Consider the following 16,189-nt stretch of genomic DNA (forward strand, 5'->3'; position numbering starts at 1 on the left):
CGCGAAACGGCAGGAGGGACCATGAGACCCGGAATACGGCAGGCGGCGCTGATCGTCGCGACCCTGGCAGGAGGCACAGGCATGACCACGGCAATGGGCCAGAGCCCCGAGACATGGCAGGTGGCCTGCACCGCCGAAGGCCCCAAGACCGCCCTGCCCGACGGCATCTGCGCGGCCTTCGTGGCGCGGCTGGCGGCGGCCTATCCCGGCGCGCGGATCAGCGAAGGCACCCCCGCCGACCTGACGCTGGTGGTGGAAACCCACGACCGCTACACCTTTGCCGCGCGCATCGACCGTGGCGCCACGCGCGGAGAGCTGCGCGGCACCGCCCGGCGTGGTGCGCCGCTGGACATGGCGGGGCGGACGCAGCTTCTGGACCGGCTGATCGCGGAACTGTCCGACTGATCCGGCCGGATTGAACCAAACTGTCATCAAACGCCCGCTTTGCGCCATGATTCCGGGCCACTGAGACCCTGCCCCTCTGCCACACCCGCATCCTTGAGGATGCATGGGGGTGCAGCAGATGCCGGTCACGGCCCGTTTCACAGGCACGATCACGTCAGGGGCCTTTGGCCAGCCCGCGGGGGCGGTGTCGATCGTGCCGGTCGCCACCGCCGCGGGCGACCGGATCGCAGTGGCGCAATACGGCTATGGCGCGACGCTTGACTTCGATCTGGCGCGGCCCGGCCTGCCGTCGGTGCTGGCCACCCACTGGCACAGCCCGGCCAGCCGCGTCGCGCTTTCCATCCCCGGAGAGGCGGGGGCCGCCCTGCCGCGCAGCGTCATCGCCACCGCCCAGGCGGCGTGGGAGACGGGCAACCGCGACGGCCAGCTGGCCTATCTGAGCCCCGGGGCGCTGCAGGGCAGCGCCGCCACGGTGCTGGCGGTCGAACACGGCGCGCAGGATCTGCTCTTTGTGGCGCCGGCGGACGGGTCGGGGATCAGCGCCTTTGTGCTGGGGGCCACGGGCAATCCCGGCGCCCGGCAGGTGCGCGCCGACAGCGGCACGCAATACCTCGGCAATGTCAGCGATCTGGCCGTGATAGAGACGGATCAGGGCCGGTTTCTGTATGCCGGATCGGCCAGCGAACACGGGGTCAGCGGCTACCGCATCAGCAGCGGCGGCAGCCTGACCCCGGTGGCGCATCTGGGCCGCGAACAAAGCCTGCCGGTGCAGACCGTCACCGCGCTTGAGGCGGCAGAGGTGGCGGGCCAGGATTTCCTGATCGTCGCGGCGGCGGGGTCGAACAGCCTGACGGTGCTCGAGGTTGCGGCGGGTGGCACGCTTTCGGTCAGCGATCACCTGATCGACGGGCGCGACACGCGCTTTGCCGGGGCGACGCAGCTGGATGTGATCACGATCGACGGGCATGTCTTCGTCATCGCCGCCGGATCCGATGACGGGTTCAGCGTCTTTGCCCTGACGCCGCAGGGGCGGCTGGTGCATCTGGACACCGTCGAGGATACCAACGGGGCCGCGCTGCAGGGTGTGTCGGGGCTCGCGGCGCAGGCGGTACCCGGCGGGTTCGAGATTCTCACGACCGCGGCGAACGAGCCGGGTTTGAGCCTGTTCAGGGTCGATTTCAGCAGCCCGGGGCTGGTGGTGTCACAGGCGTCGGGCCGGGTCAACGGCAGTGCTGCGGATGACATGCTGTCGCTCGACACCGGGGCCGGCACGATCCTGGCCGGGGCGGGCGACGACATCCTGTCGGACGGGCCGGGGGCGGACCGGCTGACGGGCGGGGCAGGGGCCGACACCTTCGTGCTGCAGGCGGATGGCCAGCGCGATGTGATCACGGATATCCGGCCCGGGCAGGATGTGCTCGACCTTTCGGCCTGGGGGTTTCTCTACGACATCGACCAGCTGCAGATCACCAGCATGCCCTACGGCGCGCTGATCGGCTTTGGCGACGAGGTTCTGGAGCTGCGCCGCGACACCAATGCGCCGCTGACCGAGGCCGATATCGCGCGGCTGCTGCCGGTCATGCTGAGCCGCATCGACGTGCGCACCGGCGCGCTGCAGGAGGCGGTGGCCCCGCCCGATCCGAACCCCGATTCCGGGTCGGTGCCGCCGCCCGACCCGATCGCGCCCGCGCCGGCACCCCCCCCTGCGCCGCCGCCCGCACCGACGCCGCCGCCCGCGCCCGCACCGGCGCCAGCACCTGTCCCGCAGGGTCAGAACCTGCGCGGCGGCGCCGGGGCGGACAGTCTTTCGGGCGGCAATTGGGACGATACGATCGACGGCGGGGCGGGCAATGACACGCTGCGCGGCGGGGCCGGGAACGACGGCATCAAGGGGCGCGGGGGCAACGACATGATCTATGGCGGCCCGGGCGACGACCGCCTGCCCGGCGAGGCCGGGAACGACAGGATCTATGGCGCCGAGGGCAACGACCGTCTGGGCGGCGGGCCGGGCCACGACCTGATGGTCGGCGGCGACGGCAACGACCGCGGCGGCGGCGGCGATGGCAACGACACCCTGCAGGGCGATGCGGGCGACGACATCTTTTCCGGCGGCGCGGGCACCGATCTTGTCGAAGGCGGCGACGGCAACGACCGGCTGGCGGGCAGCTGGGGCGACGATTCGGTCAATGGCGACGCGGGCGACGACACCATGGGCGGCGGCGCGGGCAACGATTTCATGCGCGGCGGCCCAGGCGACGACGTCATCGGTGCGGGCGAACATCACGACACCGTTCGCGGCGGTCCGGGCGACGATTTCATCGGCGGTGGCGCCGGAAACGACTACCTGCGCGGCAACGAAGGCGACGACACGCTGAACGGCGGTTACGGAAACGACACGCTTTCAGGCGGAACAGGGTCTGATACCTTCGTCTTCAACGCGCTGTCGGGGGGCGGGCGCGGGCTTATCACCGATTTCGAGGACGGCACCGACCTGCTGCGGCTGGTGGGCCGCAACCTGCCGGGAAGCGACCCTGTCAGCCGACTCGACATCACCGATGTGCGGGTGGACGGCGAGGATGCGGCGCGCATCCTTTACGGCGATCACACGATCCTGGTGCTGGGGGTGTCGGCGTCGGACCTTGATGCGGACGATTTCCTGTTCACGTGATCTTCGCCACTTTGGTGTGAGACGCGGCTTTCGGATGGACATTCGGAGGCAAGATTTCGATAGTGCGCGCGATAACCTGCTGTGAGGTACAAACCGTGACCGCGATCCCCCCGCCTTCCCTGCTTTCCGGCGCAAAACCCGTGCTTCCGACCGAAGGTGCGACGCGCCAGGCGGTGGTGACCGAAAACAGCGGCGATGCCCCGGCGGGCACCGGCACCGGCTACAGCATCGCGGTCGACGACACGTTCAACGGCGCGCTCAGCAACGGCGACACCGACTGGATCGCGGTCGAGCTGGTGGCCGGGCAGGGCTATGTCATCAACGTCTGGGGCCGTGGCGGCACTGCCAACGGGCTGGGCGACCCGGTGCTGCGGGTCTATGACAGCGCGGGCAACGAGGTGGCGTTCAACGACGATGCGCTGATCGACCCGCTGACCGGGGCGCCGATCAACACCTTTCCGCTGATCGAATACACCCCGTCCGTCACCGGCACCTATTACGTCGGGGTGACCGGCTTTGCCGGGGATTCCGGGCTTTATACCCTGCAGGTGGCCGACGACGTGTTCAGCGCCGACCAGGTGGCGAGCTATCTGACCGATTTCGACTGGGGGTACCCCGCGCCCTACCGGTTCGACGTGAGCCCGGGCGACACCATCACCGTCAACATCAGCGCGCTGACCCCGGACGGCCAGCAACTGGCCCGCTGGGCGCTGGACAGCTGGAGCACCGTGCTGGGCGTCACCTTCCGGGAAACCACGTCGCCTGGCGCGATGATCATCTTCGACGACAGCCAGAGCGGCGCCTTCGCGGGGCCCTCGAACTTCAACGCCAACGGCATCGTCAGCCAGGCGTCGGTGAACGTCGGGACCGACTGGCTGGCGGATTTTGGCACCACGATCGACAGCTATTCCTTCCAGACCTACCTGCACGAGATCGGCCATGCGCTGGGGCTGGGCCATGCCGGGCCCTATGACGGCTTTGCCAGCTACGGCGACGACAACGTCTATCGCAACGACAGCACCCAGCTGACGGTCATGTCGTATTTCACGCCCGAGGATAACACCTTTGTCAGAGGGGATGACGTGGCGATCATCACCCCGATGCTGGCCGATATCCTGGCGATACAGAGCCTGTACGGCACCGCCCAGGCCTATACCGGCAACACCGTCTGGGGGGCCAATTCCAACGTCGGCGGCTGGCTGGGCGAGTTGTCGGCGATCTTGTTCGACGGTGCACCGAGCAACCCCGACCTTTACGGCGGTGGCGCGATCGGTCTGACGATCTACGACACCGGCGGCATCGACACGCTGGACCTGAGCACGGTCGAGGATCCGATGCGCGTCAGCCTGGTGCCCGAAAGCGTCTCTGACATTGCCGGATTCGACGGAAACCTGGTGATCGCCCGGGGCACGGTGATCGAGAACCTGATCGGCGGCACCAGCAACGACATGCTGATCGGCAACAGCGCCAACAACCGCATCGAGGGCGGTGCGGGCAACGACACGGTGCAGGGCGGCGCGGGCGTCGACATTGCGGTGCTCGACATCGCCTCGACCGGGATCGTGGTGCTGTCCAGCACCAGCAGCACCCTGCGCGTGGCTTCGGTGCTGGGCACCGATGTCTATACCAACATCGAACTCTTCGAATTCACCGACGGCGTCTTCAGCGCCGCGGAGCTGCTGAGCCTGGACCCCACCCCCGAACCCGATCCGGGTCCGACGCCGGTCCCCGATCCGACGCCGGTCCCCGATCCGGATCCGACGCCGGATCCCGACCCTGGCCCTGAGCCGGGTGGCACGCCTACAGAGGGCGACGACAGCCTGGTGGGCACCGACGGCGACGACCGGATCGATGCCCTGGGGGGGGATGACACGGTACTGGGCGGCGCCGGGGATGACGGGCTCAAGGGGGGCGCGGGCAACGACCTGCTGGACGGTGGCGCGGGCAACGACCGGCTGCCGGGCGAGGCGGGCAACGACACGGTGCTGGGCGGTGACGGCAACGACCGGCTGGGCGGCGGCGACGGCAACGACAGCCTGAATGGCGGCGCGGGCAACGACCGCGGCGGCGGCGGCTTTGGCGACGACACGATCCGCGGCGGCGACGGCGACGACGTGTTTTCCGGCGGCGCCGACAGCGACGACATCGACGTGGGCGCGGGCAACGACCGCGCGGCGGGCAGCTTTGGCAACGACACGGTGATGGGCGGGTCGGGCAACGACACCATCGGCGGTGGCCGCGGCAACGACCTGATCGACGCGGGCACCGGCAACGACGTGGTCGGCGCGGGCGATTTCAACGACGTGGTCTATGGCCGGGAGGGCAACGATTTCCTGGGCGGTGGCGCCGGGGACGACTTCCTGGACGGTGGCGCGGGCAACGACACGATCAACCCGGGCCTGGGCACCGACACGGTGCTGGGCGGCAGCGGCGCGGACACCTTCGTGTTCAACACGCTGTCGGGCGGCGGCACCACGGTGATCCGCGATTTCGAAGAGGGCATCGACCTGATCCAGGTCACCGGCCTGCGCGGCGTCTCGGACGAGCTGGGGCGGCTGGGGCTCGAGGACATCTTCTTCGAAGGGCAGATGGCGGTCGAGATGACCTATGGCAATCACCGCATCGTGGTGCTCGAAACGACGGTGTCGGACTTCAGCGAGGATGATTTCATCTTCGGTTGATATCCCGTACCTGTCCGGGGTGGGGCTTGTGTCCGGCCCCGGGGGTTTCTAAAACATCCCCGGTCCGGCTTGGCCGGGGTCCGGATCGTTTCACCCGTCCCGGCAAAGGCGCAGCATGGCCAAGACCCTTTATCTGCACGTGGGCATGCCCAAATGCGCCTCGACCTCGATCCAGGGGGCGCTGCGCACCCATGCCGAGGTCTTTGCCGCGCAGGGCAAGTTCTACGGCACGCCGCCGCGTGACAAGACCGAAGGGCAGGGCAACGTCACCGCGCTGCTGGCCGACATCCGCAACAACCGAAAATCCAAGGTGCGGGAGTCACTGGACTTTTTCCTCGATCGCGACAGCGACGTGATCCTGAGCAGCGAAATGTTCATCGGGCTGGCGCGCACCGCCCTGGCGGATGAATTCATCGCCCGGGCGCGCGAGGACGGGTTCGCGCCGCGGCTGATCGTCTACGTGCGGCGGCAGGACCAGTGGATCGAATCCGATTACAAGCAGCACATCAAGGGCGGGTCGGACTGGACCGGCAACATCGCCAGCCTGGTGGCGCAGCGCACCCGGACCAAGGTGCTGAACTACCACTGGCTGCTGGAAAACTGGGCCCGCTCGATCGGGCGCGACCACATCACCGTGGTGCCGCTGCGCAGGGGCCAGGCCGAGCATTATCCGCTGGAGCGGTTCCTGTCGTTTCTGGACATGGATCCGGCGCTGGCGGCCGGCCTGGCGATGCCGCGCCAGAACGTCAGCCCGCCCACCGGCCTGATCGAGCCGCTGCGCTATCTCAAGCTGGCGCTGACCGCCCGGGGCATGAAACCGCTGAGCGCGGCGCAGCACCTGCGCCGCTTCCTGAACGAGGCGCCGGAGCGCATCGAGGTGCCGCAGCGCCGCTTTCTGCTGCCGCTCCAGCGCCGCGAGGCGCTGCTGGCGCGGTTCGAGAAATCCAACGCCGCCCTGGCGCGCGACTACCTGGACGGCGCGCCGGCCTTTGACGAAGGGGTCGAAGACGAGCCCGACCGCCTGCCGCCGCTGGCAGAGGAGGCGGCGGCGGTCCTGGCGGCCTGGATCGTCTCTGATCCGGCCCAACTCGCCCCGCCACCGGCCGAGGCGGCCGAGGTGGCGCGGATCGAGACCCCGCCGCTTTGGGCGCGGTTCTGGCGGCGCGTGCGCCCGAGCTAGAGCGCCGGGTGATCCAGGGTCCGCCCTGGATGCCTTAGCGGTTCAGGATGTCGCGGTGATAGCGTCGCAGCAGCATCATCCCCAGGGTCATCGGGATGCCCCCGAAGAGAAACACGTAGACATGCGACACATAGCTTGCGTCGTAGGTGGCATAGATGCCCGACCGCACCTGTCCGATCACATGGATCAGCGGGTTCCACCAAAGGTATTCGCTGTAGGGGCGGGGCACCGATTCAAATGTGAAGAGGATGCCCGAGATGAAGAACAGCGGTCGTGTCAGGATGCCCCAAGCGCGTTCCCAGACCGGATAGGTCGATGTCAGATAGCAGTTCAGCATCCCGACCCCCGCAGCCAGATACAGCGCCATGCCAAAGCCAAGCGCGATGGCCGCAGGGTCAAGGATCACGTCCACCCGATAGATCACCAGGATCGACGTCAGAACGACGCTGAAGATCATCAGGTGCGTCAGCGTGTTCAGCACCAGCCGCGCCATCAGCGCGTCAATGAACGTCACTCCGGGATAGGCCAGCAACTGGCGCGAAAAGCGCAGGGCGCTCGCGGTTTTCTGGCTGAGATCGGTATAGGCCATGAAGGGCAGCAGCCCGGAGGCGAAGAACAGCGGAAAGTTGGTGCCGATCGAGGGGGCGCGGAACGCCAGGCTGAAAATCGCGGTCAGCAGGATGATCCCCGCCGCCGGTTCCAGGATCGCCCAGAGATATCCCAGCGCCGACCGGCCGTAGGTTGTCGACATTTCGCGCATGACCAGCGCCACCAGCGTGCGCAGGTTGCTGGCCTTGCGCGGGCGCTGGCCTTCGCGCGGCATCGGCTCTGCGGTCGGGAAAGGATCAGCCTCTGGCATCGGGCCTCTGCGTTTGGTAGGGATTTGGCGAAGGTCACGCCTCAGGCGGCATCATATTCGAAGAGTTCAGATTTGGAAGAGACAGAGCAGGCCGGAGACGGTGCCAAGACGGCCCCGGCCCCCAAGAAACGACCGGCTGCCGTGGCGGCCGCGCGTCCGCCCGCCGGGGCGGCCCAGCCACGCCGCAGGCACTACCTGCTGCTGCTGACCTTCCTGCTTTGGGTGTTGGCGCCGCTCACGGTGTCGGCGGTCTATCTGTACGGGGTGGCGGCGGATCAATACGCCAGCCATGTCGGGTTTTCCGTGCGCAAGGAAGAGGTCGGATCGGCGGTCGAACTGCTGGGCGGCATCACCGAACTGTCGGGGTCAAGCTCGTCCGACACCGACATCCTTTATGAATTCATCCAGTCGCAGCAGATGGTGCGGGCGGTCGATGCGCGGCTGAACCTGCGCGCGATCTATACCAAGCCCGAGGATCCGGTCTTTGGCCTGAGCGAGGATGTGCGCATCGAGGCGCTGTCGGATTACTGGGGCCGGATGGTCAAGGTGTTCTACGACAGCGCCTCGGGCCTGATCGAGATCCGCGTGCTGGCCTTTGAACCGCAGGCCGCGCAGGACATCGCCCAGGCGGTGTTCGAGGAAAGCAGCAACATGATCAACCAGCTGTCCACGATCGCCCGGGCCGATGCCACCCGCTATGCCAAGGAAGAGCTCGAGCGTGAGCAGGCCCGGCTGCGGACCGCGCGCCAGGCACTGACGGCGTTCCGCTCACGCACCCGCATCGTCGATCCGACGGCGGATATCCAGGGACAGATGGGGCTCTTGAATTCGCTGCAGGCCAAGCTGGCGGATGCCATCATCGAACGCGAGCTGTTGCTGGAATCCTCGTCCTCGAGCGATCCGCGTGTGTTGCAGGCGCAAAAGAAGATCGAGGTGATCGAGGCCCAGATCGACGAGGAACGCGGCCAGTTCGGCAACGAGGGCGATGCCGATTTCTCGCGCATCCTGGCGGAATACGAGGCGCTGCAGGTGGACCGCGAATTCGCCGAGAAAAGCTATCTCTCGGCGCAGGCGACCTATGATGCCGCCCTGGCCGAAGCGCAGCGCCAATCGCGCTACCTGGCCACCCATATCGACCCTACTCTTGCGGAAACCGCGCAATATCCACACAGGCTCATGCTCACGGCGCTGATCGGTGCGTTCCTCTTCATCAGCTGGGCGATCATGGCAATGGCCTATTATTCGCTGCGCGACCGACGCTAGGGGGCGGGCGGTGATCGAACTGCGCAACCTGTGCAAGACGTATCACCTGAACGGGCGTCGCACGGTGGTGGCCGACAACATCAGTGCGGTCTTTCCCGACCGTGCCGCGGTCGCGGTGCTGGGGCGCAACGGGGCGGGCAAGTCGAGCCTGCTGCGCATGGTGGCGGGCACGCTCGACCCCGACAGCGGCGAGATCGTGACCAACGGCACGATCTCCTGGCCGGTGGGGTTTGCGGGATCGTTTCACCCGGAACTGACGGGGTTGCAGAACGTCCGGTTCGTGGCGCGGGTTTACGGCGTCGACACCGACGAGCTGGTGGATTTCGTGCAGGATTTCTCCGAGCTTGGCGAGCATTTCAACCTGCCGGTGCGCAGCTATTCCTCGGGGATGAAATCGCGGCTGGCCTTCGGCGTGTCGATGGGTATCCAGTTCGACACCTACCTGGTGGACGAGATCACCGCCGTGGGGGATCAGGCGTTCAAGAAGAAGAGCGAACAGCTGTTCGCGGACCGGCTGCGGACCAGTGGGGCGATCATGGTGACGCACGGTCTGGGGCAGGTGAAGCGGCTGTGCGATCACGCCGCGGTGCTGGAGGACGGGATCCTCTATTACTACACCGATCCGCAGGACGGCATCCGCCATCACCAGGAACTGATGAAGGCGGCTCCGCCTGACAAGAACCGGTCCGGATAACGCAGGATCAGTGACTGAATCCGGGCGAAAGGAGCGGTGCGCTCCGGGCGCGCAAACGCCCGGTCAAAGCATTGGCGGAGGGCGGCTCCTACCCCTTTGCCCCCTGGCCCCGGGAATAGACGTCCTCGTAGCGCAGGATGTCATCTTCGCCCAGATAGGTGCCGGTCTGCACCTCGATCAGAACCATCGGCACCTTGCCGGGGTTTTCCATCCGATGCACTTCACCAAGCGGCACGTAGACCGACTGGTTTTCGGTCACCAGTTGCACGTTTTCGCCGATTGTGACGCGGGCGGTGCCTTCGACCACGATCCAGTGCTCGGCGCGGTGGTGATGGCTTTGCAGGCTCAGCACGCCGCCGGGATTCACGACGATGCGCTTGACCTGGAAACGCGCCCCCAGCGCCAGTGTTTCGAAACGCCCCCAGGGACGATGTTCCCAGGGAAATTCCTCGGCCTGTGGCACGTCCTTGGCACGCAGTGCCGCCACCGCCTGCTTCACGTCCTGCGCGCGGGACCGGTCGGCCACGAGCACGGCGTCGCGAGTGGCCACCACCAGCGTGTCCGAAAGCCCCAGGCCCACGACCTCAAGCGCCGCATCCTCGGACCGCAGAAGGCTGGCGCTGCAGTCCAGCGCCGTTACCGCGCCGCTCAGAGTGTTCTGGTTTTCATCAGGATCCGCTTCGCGCGCCACCGCATCCCAGTCGCCCAGATCGGACCATCCCGATGAAAACGGTACGCAGACGATGTTCGCGGCCTTTTCCATGATCGCATGGTCGATCGAAATGTCGCGGACGCGGTCCCAGGCCGCCTGATCGAGGCGGAAGAAGTTGAGGTCGGCCTTCGCCGCGGCGACGGCATCGCCAACCGGACCGATCATGTCGGGGGCATGGGTGCCGAAGGCATCAAGCACGGTTTGCGCGGAAAACAGAAAGATCCCTGCGTTCCACAGATAGCGGCCCGAAGTCAGCATCTCGGTCGCCTGAGCCGCGTCGGGTTTTTCCACGAAGCGCGCAACGGCGCGGGCCGGGGTGCCGGTGTCGGCGCCCAGTTCGATATAGCCATAGCCGGTCTCGGGGCGGGTGGGGGTGATGCCGAAGGTGACGATACGCCCATCGCGCGCGTCCGCCAGCCCGTCCCGCAGAGTTTCCAGAAAGGCCTTTGCGTCCTGGATGACATGATCCGAAGGCGCCACCAGCATCAGGGCCTGTGGGTCGCGCGCCGCCTGCCAGAGCGCCGCCGCCAGCACCGCAGGGGCGGTGTTGCGGCCTGCGGGTTCGATCAGAACATCGCCTGTGGGCAGGCCGGCGTTGGTCAGCTGTTCCGTGACGATAAAGCGGAAATCCGCCCCGGTGATGACCAGAGGTTCGGCGAACCCGGGTCCGGAGAGCCGTCTCGCCGAGGCCTGGAAAAGGCTTTCCGTCCCGGTCAGGGCCGAGAACTGCTTGGGATAGCTCTTGCGCGACAGCGGCCACAGCCGGGTTCCGGATCCGCCCGCCAGCAGCACGGGTACTATGGACATGGATAATCCTCTTGCTAGACGGCCCCGCGGCCAAGATAGGCAGGGCATTTGGGCAATGCACGCGCTTATATGGCCGGTTCGGAAAATCCGGGCAGAGTGTTGTCATAGCCGAACGTTTCGCGCAGTGCCGCGTTCTGCGCGGCAAAGGCCGCTTCGATCCGGGCGATGCGGGACGGGGACCGGCCCGGGTCGGGGGTGCCCGCCAGGTGAAACGCCTCGCCGAAGAGCGCGCGGATCTTGTCCTCGGGCACGGACGGGTCGCGCATCGCAGCGGCGATGCGGTCGCAGTCGATCATCCGCAGTGACGGGTTGGTCTGGTGATGCGGCACCTCCCAGTCGATCGGCACATCCGGCCCCAGAAGCCCCTGCACCACGTCGCGGATGCTGCGGTGCCCGGACACGGTGATGGGCGCGCCGTCAAAGCAGCGCTGCCAGTTGCTCAGAAAGGTCACGGGCTGCAGCTTTTCGACCCTGCGCAGGGCGAAAGCGTCGAAACTCTGGCCGTCATAGGGGCGGCGGTCCTGCAGGAACCGTTCGAAGAACTGTTTCATGAACTGCGAATAATCGCCGAAGACGAATTCCGAAAACGGTCGCAGGAAGGCCAGGATATGCACACCCGCGCCGTCGCGGCGCACCAGCTCGGCCAGCGGCCCGCCGCGCCGGGCCATGGAATACAGATCCTCGTGGCTGAGGATGACCGTATGCACGCCATCGGCAAAGAGCGCCTCGTACCCGGCGCGGTCGAGCTTGTCGATCTCGGCGGCATTGCCCGGATGGCCGCCGCCGTCATGCGGATAGCGGATGCCGTGGTCCAGCAGCGGCGCCTGGTTGCGCAGCAGCCCCTGCTGCAGGAAGGTCGACCCGCATTTGGGCGAGCCGACGTGCAGGATCAGCCGCCGGATCATGCCGCGCGTCCCGCCGTGAGGCTGGCCAGCCGCTGCGACAGCTGGTCGATCAGCGCCGCCAGCGGCTGGCCCAGCGGCGCAAGGTCGATCTGCCGGTCGGCGGGGGCCACCGGCGGCAGGTGCCAGGCCTGCGACAGCGCTGCGGCCAGCGCCGGGGCCGTGGCCGCGGCCGACAGGATCGCGGGGCTGAACTGCCCCAGATCCTTGGGCCCGAAGGTGTTGGTGACCACCCGCACGCCGGAGGCCGCCATTTCCAGCGGCGGATGGCTGGGATGCGGCGAATACATCAGCGACAGGCCCAGATCGGTGCCCAGCAGATAGGCGGGGTACTCTTCCCAGGGCAGCTTGCCCAGGCTGCGCAGCTCGAGCCCGCGCGGCAGGGTGACGGGCGCGTGACGCAGGCCCACCGACACCAGTTCGATATCCTTGGGGGTCAGATCCTCGGCTTCGACAAAGCGGGCCAGCGCCTCGATCGCGGTGGGGTACATGTTGCGCGCCACCTCGGGCCGGCCATAAAGCGCCAGCCTGCGCGGCCCGCTGCGGTCCGCGCGCGGGCGTGACGCATAGCGGTCGATGTCGATGGCGGGGCGGAAGGCCGGCGCCTCGGGCCCGGCAAAGTCAAAGCCCTTGGCGTGGAAATGATCGCGCAGCAGGGTGGTGTTGAAGACCGGCTCGAAATTCAGATCGTAGCTGGCCATGGCATCGGCATATTCCTGGCCCCAGGCGTAGAAATTCGGCTCGTAATCCTGGATGAGGTAGAAAAAGCGGCTCTGTTCCAGCCCGAAACTGCGGATGAGCTTGTCGGCGACATGCGCGCTCCACCACGCCGTGGCCAGAAACACATCGCCCTTGTGGGCGGCGACGGTGCCGCCCTTGACCCCGCAGGCCAGGCTGATGCGGGCGGCGGTGCCCGCGGGCGCGTCGCCGGGCAGCCGGTTCAGCAGGAAGTGGCGCGAGGCGGCCTGCGACGACACCGGCAGGTCGGTGGCGATGAACCGTACGTGATGGCCGCGTGCCGCCAGCCCCAGCCCGATATCGAGCGCGGTGACGATCCCGGCGAAGACCTCGGTCGGGTTCAGCGTCGGCACCAGCACGGTCAGCGCGGGCGCGGGGGCGGTGAAATCGGGTGTCCAGCGCGGTTCCTTGCGGATGTCGGTCAGGGCTGCGTGCGGCACCGGGCGGGTGCCGACAGGGGCCGCGTTCTGCGGCCGGGCCGGGGGCATGCCGGGGCTGAGCGAATAGAGCCGGGTGTCGAAGCTTTCGATGGCGGCGGTCAGCCCCGGACCCAGCGCTTCGCGCAGGGCCCAGAAGATCCGGCCGACGCTGACCACGGCAAAGCCCGTGGCGATGCGCGCCAGCCCCAGGTGTCCGGTCAGCGCCAGCCGGGTCGCATCCCACAGATGCGCGCCGGTGCCGCGCAGCCGCTTGAGGTAGGGTTTGAGCGGTTTGCGCGTGACACGATCGGGGGTGAGCCGCCCGTCGGCCAGCGCATCGCCGATCCGGGTGTCGACCGACTGCGCCAGATAGCGCGCCAGCGCGTAGGACGCCGCCTCGCGGCGCATCCACATCGCATCGGGCAGCCGCCGCCGCCCGGCGCGCAGCCAGCCCTTTTGCCGGTCGACCGCGCCGATGGCATTGCCGCCGTGCTGGCGATAATCGACCAGCGCGTCGTCAATGAGCGCCACGCCGCCGGTGGCCGCCGCCAGCAGCCCGAGCCAGAGGTCGTGATAGAAATGCACCCCCGACTGCTGCGGAAAGGGCAGGGCCAGGCGCAGCACCCCGGCGCGCATCAAGAGCGTCATGCCGGTGATGTTGTTGCGGTAAAGCAGCCCGCGCAGCCCGGGGTGGCGGTGGCGGCGTTCAAAGCGGAACATGGACGGCTGCTGCACGCTGGTGCCGTCCGCCCCCACCAGCCGCGCATCCGAATGCACCAGCTGCGCGCCGCTGCGTTCAAGTTCCGAGATGCCGCGGGCCAGCCGGTCGGGGTGCCAGATGTCGTCCTGATCGCTGAGGGCGATCAGCGGTTCGGCCGGCATGGCCCGGGCCAGGGTCTGCGCTTCCCAGAGGCCCGCCTCGAAGGCGCGCACGGCATCAAGCTCGCCGTCGCAGGGCACGGTGACGGTGCCCTGCAGCCCGGCCTCTGTGGCGGTGCGGGTCACCAGATCCCCGGAGATCCCGTCGGCGATCACCGCGATCAGGCGCAGGTCGGCGTGGCTTTGCCCGGCGATCGAGGCCATCTGCGCGGCCAGATGCGCCGGATCGGGCCGGTAGACCGCCATCACGATCAGCACGGGCGGCAGGGCCGCAGAGGAAGACGAGGAGGGCATGGAATCCCGGGGCATGACGATACGCGCTGTCCCTAGCGGCCCGGATGGGGCGGTGCAACCATGCCCCGGGGGGCGGTCACGCAGAGAGGTCCGTACCGTGTCCCTGACGCCCGATGCTGTCATAGGCATCAAAGCCCGCCTCGGCGGCATCCTCGGCGCTGTAGATGTTGCGCAGGTCGGCCATGCGCCGGGTGCTCATGCCGTTGGCGATGCGGGCAAGGTCGAGCGCGCGGAATTCGTTCCATTCGGTGAGGATCACCAGCAGGTCCGCATGGGCGGCGGCGGCATAGGGATCGGGTTCCCAGATGACGCCGGGCAAGAGCGCCTCGCCCTCGTGGCGGCCCTGCGGGTCGGTCACGCGCACCTTTGCCCCGCCGCCCACGAGGGCCGGCACGATGGTGAGGCTGGGCGCGTCGCGCATGTCGTCGGTATTGGGTTTGAAAGTCACCCCCAGCACCGCGATGGTCTTGCCGTTGAAGCTGCCGCCGCAGAGGTCGCGCAGCTTGTCGATCATCCGGCGCTTGACCTCTTCGTTGACCTTGATGACGGCCTCGGTGATCTGCATCGGCACGGCGTGTTCCTGGCCAATCCGGGCCAGCGCCTTGGTGTCCTTGGGAAAGCACGACCCGCCATAGCCGGGGCCCGCGTGCAGGAACTTGTTGCCGATGCGCCCGTCCATGCCCATGCCCTTGGACACCATCTTGACGTCGGCGCCGACCTTTTCGCACAGGGCCGCGATCTCGTTGATGAAGGTGATCTTGGTCGCGAGAAAGGCGTTGGCGGCGTATTTGATCATCTCGGCCGATTCCAGGTCGGTGGTGACGATCGGGAAATCGCGCAGGTAGAGCGGGCGGTAGATCTCTTCCATCACCTTGGCGGCGCGGTCGGTCTGCACGCCGACGACGACGCGGTCGGGCTTCATGAAATCGTCGATGGCGGCCCCTTCGCGCAGGAATTCGGGGTTCGAGGCGACGTCGAAATCAAGCTCCGGGTTCGCGGCGCGCACGACCTCGGCCACCTTGCGGTTGGTACCCACGGGCACGGTCGATTTGGTGACGATGACCATGTAGTGATCGGCGGCCTTGGCGATTTCCTCGGCGGCGGCCATCACGTAAGTAAGGTCCGCATGGCCGTCGCCGCGCCGGGTGGGCGTGCCCACGGCGATGAACACCGCGTCGGCCCCGGTGATCGCGGCCTTGAGGTCGCGGGTGAAGGTCAGGCGCCCGGCCTCGACGTTCTTGGCCATGAGCCGGTCGAGACCCGGCTCGAAGATCGGCACCTCGCCGCGTTCCAGCATCTCGATCTTGCGCGGATCCTTGTCGACGCAGACGATGTCATGGCCGAAGTCGGAAAAACACACGCCCGAGACAAGGCCCACATAGCCGGTGCCGATCATTGCGATTTTCATGGGGTCTGTCCTTTGCCGATGCCGAATATGCCAAATATGCGGCGGTTAAATCCCCGTGCGCCCGCCGTGTCAACGTGGTCGCGCGGGATCGAAGGCGGCCGCTGGTGTGAAGAACCCGGCACGGAATCAAGGCCGCTTGCGGCCGCCGTGCCAGCGCCGACCCGCCCCCCGGGGCGGCGCTTTGGCCGGGCTTGGCGCATCGCGGGTATGGAGTCCGGATTTGGCAGGCATAAAGTGCCCCGCATAAAGATCAGAAGCGCCACCCCGCGGATCGGCGCTG

11 protein-coding genes are annotated in these 16,189 nt (G+C 67.6%); 6 read left to right on the top strand and 5 right to left on the bottom strand.

Annotated features, from left to right (window positions below):
• Window positions 1-21: 21 nt before the first annotated feature.
• The 4 genes from ACOXXX_RS18180 to ACOXXX_RS18195 all read left to right on the top strand — a co-directional run bounded on the left by ACOXXX_RS18180 (window position 22) and on the right by ACOXXX_RS18195 (window position 6,934).
• Window positions 22-405 carry a hypothetical protein gene (locus tag ACOXXX_RS18180; RefSeq protein ID WP_422828031.1) on the top strand — a complete coding sequence of 128 codons (384 nt, stop codon included), beginning with the start codon at window positions 22-24 and terminating at the stop codon, window positions 403-405.
• A 103-nt stretch (window positions 406-508) separates the two neighbouring features.
• Window positions 509-3,073 carry a hypothetical protein gene (locus ACOXXX_RS18185; RefSeq protein ID WP_422828032.1) on the top strand — a complete coding sequence of 855 codons (2,565 nt, stop codon included), beginning with the start codon at window positions 509-511 and terminating at the stop codon, window positions 3,071-3,073.
• Window positions 3,074-3,168: 95 nt separating this feature from the next.
• Complete coding sequence (locus ACOXXX_RS18190; protein ID WP_422828033.1) at window positions 3,169-5,754, top strand: M10 family metallopeptidase; 2,586 nt, start codon at window positions 3,169-3,171, stop codon at window positions 5,752-5,754.
• A 115-nt stretch (window positions 5,755-5,869) separates the two neighbouring features.
• A complete protein-coding gene (locus tag ACOXXX_RS18195) occupies window positions 5,870-6,934 on the top strand; it encodes a hypothetical protein (RefSeq protein ID WP_422828034.1) in 1,065 nt (354 codons plus the stop codon).
• Between the two features lie 34 nt (window positions 6,935-6,968).
• Here ACOXXX_RS18195 and ACOXXX_RS18200 read toward each other — a convergent pair whose 3' ends face one another.
• Window positions 6,969-7,793 (bottom strand): ABC transporter permease, encoded by an 825-nt coding sequence (locus ACOXXX_RS18200; RefSeq protein WP_422828035.1) that lies wholly within the window; start codon window positions 7,791-7,793, stop codon window positions 6,969-6,971.
• Window positions 7,794-7,865: 72 nt separating this feature from the next.
• Between ACOXXX_RS18200 and ACOXXX_RS18205 the strand changes: the two genes are divergently transcribed.
• Both ACOXXX_RS18205 and ACOXXX_RS18210 read left to right on the top strand, forming a co-directional pair.
• Window positions 7,866-9,056, top strand: a complete 1,191-nt coding sequence (locus tag ACOXXX_RS18205; protein ID WP_422828036.1) for a sugar transporter — start codon at window positions 7,866-7,868, stop codon at window positions 9,054-9,056.
• A gap of 10 nt (window positions 9,057-9,066) precedes the next feature.
• The gene (locus ACOXXX_RS18210) at window positions 9,067-9,750 is read left to right on the top strand and encodes an ABC transporter ATP-binding protein (RefSeq protein WP_422828037.1); all 684 of its coding nucleotides are present in this window, start codon (window positions 9,067-9,069) and stop codon (window positions 9,748-9,750) included.
• An 88-nt stretch (window positions 9,751-9,838) separates the two neighbouring features.
• Here the strand turns inward: ACOXXX_RS18210 and ACOXXX_RS18215 are convergent, their stop codons facing one another.
• The 4 genes from ACOXXX_RS18215 to ACOXXX_RS18230 all read right to left on the bottom strand — a co-directional run bounded on the left by ACOXXX_RS18215 (window position 9,839) and on the right by ACOXXX_RS18230 (window position 15,909).
• The gene (locus tag ACOXXX_RS18215; RefSeq protein ID WP_422828038.1) at window positions 9,839-11,269 is read right to left on the bottom strand and encodes a mannose-1-phosphate guanylyltransferase/mannose-6-phosphate isomerase; all 1,431 of its coding nucleotides are present in this window, start codon (window positions 11,267-11,269) and stop codon (window positions 9,839-9,841) included.
• Window positions 11,270-11,334: 65 nt separating this feature from the next.
• Window positions 11,335-12,174 (bottom strand): hypothetical protein, encoded by an 840-nt coding sequence (locus tag ACOXXX_RS18220; RefSeq protein WP_422828039.1) that lies wholly within the window; start codon window positions 12,172-12,174, stop codon window positions 11,335-11,337.
• Window positions 12,171-14,516: a glycosyl transferase family 1 gene (locus tag ACOXXX_RS18225; RefSeq protein WP_422828040.1), complete on the bottom strand. Its 2,346-nt coding sequence runs from the start codon at window positions 14,514-14,516 to the stop codon at window positions 12,171-12,173. The genes ACOXXX_RS18220 and ACOXXX_RS18225 overlap by 4 nt, the downstream gene beginning before the upstream one ends.
• Window positions 14,517-14,577: 61 nt before the next feature.
• Window positions 14,578-15,909: a UDP-glucose dehydrogenase family protein gene (locus ACOXXX_RS18230; RefSeq protein WP_422828041.1), complete on the bottom strand. Its 1,332-nt coding sequence runs from the start codon at window positions 15,907-15,909 to the stop codon at window positions 14,578-14,580.
• Window positions 15,910-16,189: the final 280 nt, after the last annotated feature.

Origin of the sequence: Thalassococcus sp. BH17M4-6, from assembly GCF_049323015.1 — a bacterium.
Classification (GTDB): domain Bacteria; phylum Pseudomonadota; class Alphaproteobacteria; order Rhodobacterales; family Rhodobacteraceae; genus Puniceibacterium.